The 8,927-nt window shown below is 55.7% G+C and carries 9 protein-coding genes, 1 tRNA gene, 2 pseudogenes and 1 riboswitch; of the genes and pseudogenes, 5 read left to right on the top strand and 7 right to left on the bottom strand.

The window, feature by feature from the left end:
* Position 1: 1 nt before the first annotated feature.
* Complete coding sequence (gene cobW / locus Q1B13_RS04635; protein ID WP_299076454.1) at positions 2-1,057, bottom strand: cobalamin biosynthesis protein CobW; 1,056 nt, start codon at positions 1,055-1,057, stop codon at positions 2-4.
* Positions 1,054-1,443: a DUF1636 domain-containing protein gene (locus tag Q1B13_RS04630; RefSeq protein ID WP_298936731.1), complete on the bottom strand. Its 390-nt coding sequence runs from the start codon at positions 1,441-1,443 to the stop codon at positions 1,054-1,056. The genes cobW and Q1B13_RS04630 overlap by 4 nt, the downstream gene beginning before the upstream one ends.
* Positions 1,444-1,526: 83 nt before the next feature.
* Positions 1,527-1,734, bottom strand: a riboswitch (cobalamin riboswitch).
* A gap of 736 nt (positions 1,735-2,470) precedes the next feature.
* Between Q1B13_RS04630 and Q1B13_RS04620 the strand changes: the two are divergent.
* Positions 2,471-3,273 (top strand): annotated as a pseudogene (locus Q1B13_RS04620) (IS66 family transposase).
* Here the strand turns inward: Q1B13_RS04620 and Q1B13_RS04615 are convergent.
* The 3 genes from Q1B13_RS04615 to Q1B13_RS04605 all read right to left on the bottom strand — a co-directional run bounded on the left by Q1B13_RS04615 (position 3,190) and on the right by Q1B13_RS04605 (position 4,101).
* Complete coding sequence (locus Q1B13_RS04615; protein WP_299799719.1) at positions 3,190-3,396, bottom strand: hypothetical protein; 207 nt, start codon at positions 3,394-3,396, stop codon at positions 3,190-3,192. The pseudogene Q1B13_RS04620 and the gene Q1B13_RS04615 sit on opposite strands and share 84 nt — an antisense overlap.
* Positions 3,397-3,406: 10 nt before the next feature.
* The gene (locus tag Q1B13_RS04610; RefSeq protein WP_298936730.1) at positions 3,407-3,634 is read right to left on the bottom strand and encodes a hypothetical protein; all 228 of its coding nucleotides are present in this window, start codon (positions 3,632-3,634) and stop codon (positions 3,407-3,409) included.
* Between the two features lie 137 nt (positions 3,635-3,771).
* A complete protein-coding gene (locus Q1B13_RS04605; protein ID WP_299076451.1) occupies positions 3,772-4,101 on the bottom strand; it encodes a DUF202 domain-containing protein in 330 nt (109 codons plus the stop codon).
* 133 nt (positions 4,102-4,234) lie between these two features.
* On the opposite strand from Q1B13_RS04605, the gene Q1B13_RS04600 reads away from it, so the two are divergent.
* Positions 4,235-4,720, top strand: coding sequence for a LysM peptidoglycan-binding domain-containing protein (locus tag Q1B13_RS04600; RefSeq protein WP_299076448.1), 486 nt, complete (start codon positions 4,235-4,237; stop codon positions 4,718-4,720).
* 41 nt (positions 4,721-4,761) lie between these two features.
* Here the strand turns inward: Q1B13_RS04600 and Q1B13_RS04595 are convergent, their stop codons facing one another.
* A complete protein-coding gene (locus Q1B13_RS04595) occupies positions 4,762-5,256 on the bottom strand; it encodes a GNAT family N-acetyltransferase (protein WP_299076445.1) in 495 nt (164 codons plus the stop codon).
* Between the two features lie 544 nt (positions 5,257-5,800).
* Between Q1B13_RS04595 and Q1B13_RS04590 the strand changes: the two are divergent.
* A pseudogene (locus Q1B13_RS04590) lies at positions 5,801-6,302 on the top strand (IS5 family transposase); the annotation flags it as partial.
* A gap of 138 nt (positions 6,303-6,440) precedes the next feature.
* Here Q1B13_RS04590 and Q1B13_RS04585 read toward each other — a convergent pair.
* A tRNA-Cys gene (locus tag Q1B13_RS04585) sits at positions 6,441-6,514 on the bottom strand.
* A 226-nt stretch (positions 6,515-6,740) separates the two neighbouring features.
* Here Q1B13_RS04585 and Q1B13_RS04580 point away from each other — a divergent pair.
* Together Q1B13_RS04580 and Q1B13_RS04575 are read left to right on the top strand one after the other, a co-directional pair.
* Positions 6,741-7,394 (top strand): protein-L-isoaspartate O-methyltransferase, encoded by a 654-nt coding sequence (locus tag Q1B13_RS04580; protein ID WP_299076441.1) that lies wholly within the window; start codon positions 6,741-6,743, stop codon positions 7,392-7,394.
* 95 nt (positions 7,395-7,489) lie between these two features.
* A complete protein-coding gene (locus tag Q1B13_RS04575) occupies positions 7,490-8,908 on the top strand; it encodes a TolC family outer membrane protein (RefSeq protein WP_299076438.1) in 1,419 nt (472 codons plus the stop codon).
* Positions 8,909-8,927 lie beyond the last annotated feature (19 nt).

Raw genomic sequence — 8,927 nt, 5'->3', positions numbered from 1 at the left:
CTTATTCGGCAGCCTCGGTTACACCCACCAGGATATCGCGAATTTCAGCCTCTTTGATGTCGTCATGCTCGGCGATCACCACCAGACGCGAACGGCGCTCTTCACCCGGCCCCCATGGACGGTCGTACTGGTGACGCACACGGGCACCGACGGCCTGCACCAGCAGACGCATGGGTTTGCCCTGAACGGCCGCATAGCCTTTGACCCGCAGGATATTCAGCTCATTCGCAAGACGTTCGATATTGGCGACCAGTTCGGCAGGATCGGCCTGTTCCGGAAGATCGACGATGACGCTTTCGAAATCATCATGTTCGTGATCATCATGGCCGTCATGATGTGACGGGCGGGCGTCCATGTCATCCTCGGCAGCTGCCCCAAGCCCAAGCACAACGCGCACATCCACCGCACCTTCCGCAACCTCGACAACGGGCAGGGGCCGTGGGGCCTCGGCCGCGATGACCTCTTTGGCTTTCGCCACACCTTCAGGACCTGCCAGATCAGGTTTGGTCAGCAAGATGATGTCAGCGCAGGAGATCTGGTCTTCGAACACTTCGGACAGCGGCGTCTCATGGTCAATGGACTCATCGGCCATGCGCTGGGCGTCGACTGCCTCGACGTTCGGCGCAAACCGACCGGCGGCGACAGCCTCGGCATCCGCCAGAGCAATTACGCCATCCACGGTGATCTTCGAGCGGATATCTGGCCAGTCGAAAGCCTTAAGCAACGGTTTCGGCAGGGCGAGACCCGAGGTTTCGATCAGAATATGATCCGGGCGCGGTTCCAGCGCCATCAGCGCCTCGATGGTCGGGATAAAATCATCGGCCACCGTGCAACAGATGCACCCATTGGCCAGTTCCATGATATTCTCGGCCGGGCAATCCGGGATCGCACAGGATTTCAGGATGTCGCCGTCTACGCCCACATCGCCAAACTCGTTGACCACAATCGCCAGACGCTTACCCTGCGGGTTCTGCATCAGATGGCGGACCAGCGTCGTTTTGCCCGAACCCAGGAAGCCGGTGATCACAGTGACGGGGAGTTTTTCGAGATTGCTCATTCCAGGGCTCCAATCGGGGGAATACGGGCCGCACAATTCTTGCGGAAGTGTTCAGGACGCTCGCGCCATTTTACCAGGCCATCTTCGGCCGCCAGGTATCTAGTGGCACCTTCGACGATGATGTCGACATCGTCATCTTCGTTCAGGTTCTCGTAGACGAAAGTCCAGCGGGTTGGCCCGCCGCGCAGGACGATCGAACAGCCCTGATTGCAGTTCGACAGGCACTCCACGGGCTTCAGTTTCACGCCGTCGGGCAATTCTGCCTGTTCTAGCGCTTTGTGCAGTAAGGTGCCGGGGCGCTGCGCATCGTCTTCGATGGGCAATCCACGTCGGCAAGTTGTGCAAACCAGCAGTTCGACTGGTGTGGTCTCGGTCACGTCTCTCATCCCCCTTATCGGTTCACTGGGGGACGGGGTTTCATGCGGGCCACGCTGTTCGCTATGGTCCCGACACCGGAACACCCCGTCCGGTCTGGTCTTCGGGTGCTGGCAGGTCTCCCGGCTTGCGGATGTCAGAGCCTAGGCTCTGCCGGATGTCCCGCCTTCCCGGCCAATTGGCCAGTGGCATTGGGCACCCTCTCCGGTCACGGTCGCGGGGGCGGCTGCGTTTGGCGGTAGACCCGTTGACGCATTCCCTTTTCATCTGCTGTCGCAGACACCAACGAAAGGGACATGCGGCACGCGTGGGCCGCTTGTCAAGCGCGTTACGCGTATGGTGAGGAGCCGGGGATGAAAAGCGACCTGCCAGCGTCTCTGGGCGTCATGATCGCTCGAGGCCCGCCAAAGCGCGGGCGTCGAAGCGCTGTCAGAGACCGATTTGGATTTCACCACCCCGAGGTCCCAGTTTGAGAGGCAAGACCACGAAGAGAAAGAGTCGGCTACCCGGTCGTTCCACAAGGTCGCGTCGCAGATTAACTTTGTCACCTGCTTGGGCAAAACGATTTGCCAATGGCTTGCACAAAGCCGATTTGGATCAAGTGGATGGAGGCGAGCGCCGGACCCGGTATCATTTCTCTAAACCTTTGAATAGACATGATTATTGGGGGGGTGAGGTTGGCTTGCGTGTCTCACTTTGTGTTGCTCAACGCGCAAGTCAGTGTGACTATTGTCAATAAACAACCCTTATTCCAAGTATTCCGGCAAACCTCACCGCATAACGTCAATAACGCGGCGATCGCTATGCTTACAGACTCCGACGCCGCTCGCCGACGTAAAGCCAGAACTGTCTGCATAGTTCATACTGCAACGCCTAGTCGAACCCTTATCACCAAACATCAGAGCGACGAGGCTGAACGCGCGCCGAGGACCAGGCCCCTTGGCTCATGTGCTGGTCTCAAAGTCTGTCGATCATCTTCCATAGTAGCCGCAATCGCAGATTTACGCCCGGGAGGGCACTGATCTGGATCGCTCGGCAATGGCCGATTGGGTTCGCCGGTCAACAGCACTGCTTGAACCCCTCGCCGATGAGATCGGGCGGATCGTCCGGCGTGGAGATGCGCTCTTTGCTGACGATACGCCCGTGAAGATGCAGACACCGGGGCAAAAGAAGACCAAAAGGGCCGGGTCTGGACCTATGCGCGCGACGGGCGGCCATGCTCGGGCCAAACACCGCCCGGTGCCTGGTATCAGTCTACCATTGATCGCAAGGTTGAGCATCCCGTCAGCCACCTTGCAGGCTACAAGCGATGGATCCACGCGGATGACTACTCCGGGTTCAACGGCTTGTTAGGTCACGATATGGCCGATGAAATGGCCTGCATGGCGCATGTAAGGCGCGAGTTTGTGGATGTGTTTGCATCCCAGGGCAATACTATCGCGGAGGAGGTCATCCGTCGGCTCGCAGAGCTTTATGGCTTTGAGTAAGAGGCGCGGGGCAAACCGCCCGACGATCGCATCGCGCCGCGGCAATCGCACGCAAAACAGGTCTTCGATGATCTGGAGATTTGGCTACGTGCACAATTGCCCAAGATTTCTGGAGAATCCCCATTGGCCCAAGCGATACGTTACGCCCTTAGCAGGATACCAAAAGCGCGACCTTATCTCGAGAACGGGCACCTGGAGTTGGATAGCAACACGACCGAACGTGCCGTCAAACCCATGGCCATAGGCCGGAAAAACTGGATGTTCGCTGGCTCAGAAAGTGGCTGCAAAGCAATGGCCATCACCTTCACCCTGATTGAGACCGCCAAACTCAAAAGCGTCGATCTCCAGGCGTGACTTGCCTGGGTCCTCGCCAAAATCGTCGACCACAAGATCATACGCCTCGACGAACTCCTCCCATGGCGCTACGCCGCCACTGCAGCGTAAAAGGATTTGTAGCGGTTCAACAGAGCGGGGCAACGGACGGGCACTATCCGCCAACATAGACTCCGGTTTTTGGCCGGTAGAAAATTTTCTGGTCGTGAAGCCGTCCAAGAAGGTCGCTAATCCTGTGTCGATACTCTTTCCTTTCAGCTTTTCCGACATCGTCTTCGTTGGGCGGCTCATGGGTCAGGGAATTCAAGGCGCGGCGAAGCGAGTCTTCGATAATATCTATATCCTCGACGGATAGTTCGAACATATCGTTGTACTGGGGCATACTGAGACCTCTTATCTGGTTGCGAGCCTTAAGGGTGCACCACCCGACCTGAGTTTTCCACCGCTCCTTATTGTTGAAGCTTGGGAGCCAGCGGGCTGTAGTCAGGTGAATGCACTCCAACGATACCGCAAGTGGTGTCAGACAACACCCGAGTCACGCTTTTCCGCTTCAATTAAACGCTTTGTACGCAGATAATCCAGGCCGCCTAAAACTAACACCAGGCCCGAAACCGGAAATGTCAAAAGCCCGATGCCGACTTGCATCGACTGTGCTTCGTAAAAATGCAGCAAACCCAGCCCAGCGATAGCCAGGCCTAACGCGGTTTTCACGTAAGCCAGCAACGTTCGACGATTGGCCAACTCCGTGCGCACGACTGACAGAACCATATTGTCTATCTCTCGACGCCGCTTGGTTTGGTTATCGTTATCACTCGTGAGGTTCTGGACCGAGCCGACTTTCGGATTCATCTCTCACCGCTCCTGATTGTTGACCTTCGAAAGTCCGTGTTCCCCAAAAGATGTGTCTGATATCACCCGACGGATTTGGTCGCTGGGACGATTTGGGGTATGAGTTTCCTATTTAACTGTAAGGAGCTCAATTATGAATATCGAGATTCTCCAGCCGAAACCCTTTGATATTGTCGGCAGCACAATCATGATTGCAGGAAATGCTGTTGGTTTCGAAGGTCATCTTTCGATTTCTGTCAGCGAAGGGCACGTCGAGTTTAGCGGCGCGGCCTCAGCTGGAGCAATCGCACTGCGACAGTTTCAAGCCAAAGTAGAGATACCGGCCAATCCTAATTTCCAGCTTGATCGTCTTTTTGTGACGGTGACTGACGACAGTGGTGGTGGTGAAGGTGTGGTCCCTACTGTCCATGTTCCGGTGTTTTACGGGCCACGCATTCTGCCCGACTATGTTGGCTATCGGAACTACACTGTCGCGCCGGGTGACACGCTGAGTTCAATCTCAACAGCGCATTACGGTAATCCAGGCCAAGTGTCCGTTATCCAGCGCGCCAACGCACACCTTATTGATGATCCCAATGTGATTTTTCCGGGTCAGGAACTACGCATTCCGATTGCCTAGCAGCAATTCCAATGAGTGATCTAAATGTCCACTTTGCGGACTTAGCCGACCTTGCTGCTGTCCAGAACTTTCTCAAATCTAGAAACCTCCAATGGAAACGTTCCGTTCGAGGTGTCGAGATCCACAATCCGAGGACCCGTGTTGTTCCACCCCGACTTTTCATAGAACCGGCCCGCTCGTTCGTTTCCCATTGCGCAGGCAAGCCAAGCTGTATTGTGTCCAGCTAGGCGGATACGTTCTTCAGCGTCTGCTATCAGTGCTTGCGCTATGCCGGTTCCCCGCGCCAGCCTCGATACATACATCTGATAAAGTTCGTTTTCTTTAACCATGCAAAACCCAAGCACTTCGGCGCCGTCACTCGCTATCCGCGTATTCGCAAGGTTTGCTACGGTGCGGTCAAAAAAGCTGCTGTAAGTGCGCAACTCTCGCAGGCTGGCCGGTACAATATTGGCATGAGCTTCGTGCCATCCGGCTTCCCAAATCGCACAAATCTGTTTGGCCTGTGCTTTATTCGGAGTTTCCAGGGTGTAGTCCATAATAAGGAGCTATATTCGCGCGGGCGGTTTGGCAACCAATGCTAAGGGCTCAGAGCGGACCTTAGAGAAGAACATCCCTTCCCCCTCAAAGCAGAGTCGTTGTGACAGCTATTCAAGACGGCTGAGCATTCTTCACTAAAACCACACCCGCTCCATTGACTGTGCCGCTGACACAAATACTGGATTGCGCCAGATTCGCCGAGCAGGTTGAAAATATGCAGTTATGCATGATTTCGCCCCGCCGTTTTGATGAGATCTCAAAACCTGCACGACAGTTAGGTTAACAACAAGACCGGGATTCGCCTGTTTGGGGCATCCCTTTTCATACCGCCGCCGGCATAGTTTCGCTATACCGTGAAGCATATCCCGCGTAGTAGATGTAGCAGGGCATCGGGGCAGATATGCAGTTCTGCAAATCTCGATACCGGCATGCCGGGACCGCTTCGTAGCTGGCAATAGCGGGAAATGGCGACCGTACTAGGGTCAGGGCCCATTGATTTCCGTTTAGGAGCGTGATTCACGGTTCGAAAACCGAGCGGTTAACATGTCTGATCTTTTCTGGCTGAAAGATCCGCAGATGGCGCGTCTTGAGCCCTTCTTTCCTAAGTCCCACGGCAAGCCACGTGTCGATGACAAACGTGTGCTGAGTAGCATTATCTTCATCGATCGCAATGGCTTGCATTGGTGAGATGCACCTGCCGAGTACGGTCCGAATAAGACCTTGTACAACCGATGGAGCGACAAGGGTGTCTTCGCCCGGATTATGGCGGGTCTGGCTGTCGAGCACACCGAACAGAAGAGCGTCATGATCGACGCCACATATCTCAAAGCACAACGTACAGCCTCCAATCTGGGGGTCAAAAAGCGGGCGTGGACGCCTGATCGGTCGGACCAAAGGCGGCATGAACACCAAACTGCACGCTATCTGCGACAGCCAGGGCCGACCGCTCAGCCTCTTGGTCACCGCCGGTCAGGTCAGCGACTACATCGGGGCATGGGCATTGCTCAGCAGCCTGCCGAATGTCGATTGGCTACTCGGGGACAGAGGAATTTAAACCTAGGTTATGTGCCTGGAAACAATGGGTTATTTTTGCTCCATGTTGCGGGATTTGTTGCGGGAAAATTCGTGCTAGAGGGCTTGGGGTAATATTGCTGTTTAAAAACAATGAGTTAGATTGTAGATTTGGAGGCGAGTACCGGAATCGAACCGGTGTTCACGGATTTGCAATCCGCTGCGTCACCACTCCGCCAACTCGCCTTTTCAAGTAATATCAAATACTTGCCGTGGTTTGGGTGGCGTTTTAGCAGCTTTCTCTGGAGGCGTCCAGTGGATAGGGCGCAAATTTAGTGGTGCGATTGCAAATTGCGGAAACGTGCCGACCGCATCCTGATCGGCAGGCGTGGATTGTGGCATCTGGGCCGTTGCCGCGCTTTGTCGGATATGGCACAAGCCAGATAACCTTGGGAATAAAACGAGAGATCCTATGACTGATTTCGTAGCCCGGCGCCGTACGATGGTTGATACGCAAGTTCGGCCCTCTGACGTGACGAAGTTCCCGATCATTGATGCCATGCTGACTGTTCCGCGCGAGAGCTTTGTGCCTGACGCGCAGCGCGAAGCGGCCTATGCCGAAGGGCTGATCGATTTCGGAAACGGGCGCTATATGCTTGAACCGCGAACCCTGGCTAAGATGTTGGATGCGCTGAACATTTCGAATGACGAGATGGTTCTCGATATCGCGCCGGCCATGGGGTATTCTATAGCGGTCGCGGCCCGGATGGCGCAGTTGGTCGTAGGCGTCGAAAGCGACGAAACGCTGGCTGCCGAGGCGCAGACTTTATTGTCCGAGGCTGATACGGACAACGCAATCATTCATGTCGGAGCGCTTGAACAGGGCGCGGTCGAGCATGGCCCATATGACGTGATCATGATTCAAGGCGGTGTCGAGCAAGTGCCGGACGAATTGCTGGATCAGCTCAAGGATCACGGTCGCATCGCTTGCCTGTTTGTCGAAAAAGGCTTGGGAACGGTACGGATCGGGCACAAAACAGGTGGCCGGGTCAGTTGGCGCGACGCGTTCAATGCTAGCGCTCCGGTTCTAGAGCATTTTTCCGCTGAGTGTGCATTTTCGCTATAGTCTGGCGTTGGATAATTCTGTCGCCTTGATTAGTTGAAATCAAAGACGCAAACTGCTTTCAGGGCAGCGTAATTTCTATTTGAGAGGATTTGGTTATGCGTGGAACAGCAACAGGCAAGCTGGTCAAAGCGTTGGCAGTGACCGCAGGTCTTACGCTAAGCGTCATGCCATTTCGCCCGGCATGGGCTGACAATTTGACCGATGCGTTTATCGGGGCTTACAACACCAGCGGTTTGCTGGAGCAAAACCGAGCCTTGCTGCGCGCCGCAGATGAAGATGTTGCCATCGCTCTGGCGGCGCTGCGACCCATCATTAACTGGACGGTCCGGGTCAGCCAAGACTATACGAAAACACGCCGCGGTACGACCGTCGCGACAACCAATCCGACCGACTTTTTCTCGGGTCTAACGCTCAGTCAACTGTTGTACGATGGCGGTGCATCGGCACTGGGAAAGCAGTCGGCGCAGGAAACGGTGTTGTCGACTCGGCAATCACTTATCGATATTGAGCAGCAGATCCTGTTCCGCGCCGCGACCGCATATCTGAGTGTTCTTCTGCAGGAGGAAACCGTTCAAATCCGCCAAAACAACGTTGATTTGTCCAGCGAAGAACTGCGCGCCTCAAATGATCGGTTCGAAGTGGGTGAAGTTACCAGAACTGACGTCGCCCTGTCCGAAGCTCAATTGGCCAGCGCGCGCGCTGATCTTGCCGATGCACGCGGCGATCTCAGTACGGCACAGGCGGAGTACGTGAATGCGGTTGGGAAACTGCCAGGGCGCACTGCTGGTCAGCCCGGGCTTCCGAACCTGCCGCGTTCGCAATCCGACGCGGTTAACCTGGCCCAACGGAATCACCCGTCTATCTTGTCTGCGCAGCATCAGGTGCGGGCGCTGGATTTGGTCGTTCAACAACAGCGCGCCAACCTTGGTCCAAATGTCAGCCTGAATGCGGATGCCGGAATCACTGAAAGCTACGACGACGACAATTATACAAACGACGCGACTGTTTCGCTGAGCCTGACACAGCCGATCTACGCCGGTGGCCGTCTGGCCGCCGCTGTGCGACGTGCAATGGCCACCCGGGATGCGTCGCGCGCGAACCTGCTAAATGTGCAAAAAGACATTACGCAGGGCGTAACGGATGCTTATGTCCGCTTCGAAACCGCCACGGCCAGCCTCACCGCATCGACCGAGCGTGTCCGCGCATCGCAGGTCGCCTTTGACGGGATTCGGGAAGAAGCGACGCTGGGCGCACGAACAACGCTGGACGTGCTGACAGCTCAGCAAGATCTGCTTGATGCGCAACTGGCCGAAATTGCCTCGCGGACCGAACGTTCACTGGCTGCTTATCAGCTGTTGCAGGCGCAGGGGCTGCTGACCGCCGAACGCATGGGTCTTGCAGTTCAGATCTATGACCCGACGCTTTATTACAATCTGGTCAAAACGGCGCCGGCCAAGGTCAGCAAGCAAAGCAAGGATCTGGATCGCGTCCTCAAAGCGTTGCGGCGGGACTGATAAACAATACTAGTTGTTG

The organism is uncultured Ruegeria sp., assembly GCF_947489545.1.
GTDB lineage: Bacteria > Pseudomonadota > Alphaproteobacteria > Rhodobacterales > Rhodobacteraceae > Ruegeria.
This window is presented reverse-complemented; position numbering and strand designations above follow the sequence as displayed.